The 530-nt window shown below is 54.3% G+C and carries 1 protein-coding gene; it reads right to left on the bottom strand.

The genetic code is table 11. The annotated features are described in order from the left end of the window. Nucleotides 1–530 (bottom strand): tyrosine-type recombinase/integrase (locus tag ACTHUG_RS11345; RefSeq protein ID WP_440422271.1); only part of this gene is annotated, 530 nt, incomplete at both ends.

Below are 530 nucleotides of genomic sequence, written 5' to 3' on the forward strand. Positions count from 1 at the left end.
AACTTGCGTAGCGGAAAGGTTGCTGTGACCCAACAATTCCTGTACGGCGCGGATATCGCCCGATGCCTGCAAAAGATGGGTTGCATAGCTGTGTCGCATCATGTGCGGCGAGATATGGCTGGCGCTGCCCACGCGCACTGCCCACGCCTGCAGGCGTTTTTGGATTTGACGCTGCCCCAGCCTGCTACCGTTCTTATTGGTGAACAAGGCCTGCTCTCCCTCTTTGGCAATACGCACCGCCAGATAATCACGCAATGCCGCAATGCTTTTGCCCACCAAAGGCACTTGCCGCTGCTTGCCCCCTTTACCCTTCACACTGACCCAGCCTTCGTCCAAGACAATACCATCCAGATTCAAACCTTGTATCTCGCTCAGGCGCAAACCGCTACCATACATCAATTCAAACATGGCCTTATCGCGCACGTCCAATTCGTCATCAACAGGCGCATGGTCAAGGATATGGTTTAAAGGTTCTTGCGGTAGTGCTTTAGGCAGGCGTTCGGGCAGGCGCGGCGCTTTCATATTAAAGG

It is taken from the genome of Neisseria sp. P0022.S009, from assembly GCF_051956675.1.
Classification (GTDB): Bacteria; Pseudomonadota; Gammaproteobacteria; order Burkholderiales; family Neisseriaceae; genus Neisseria.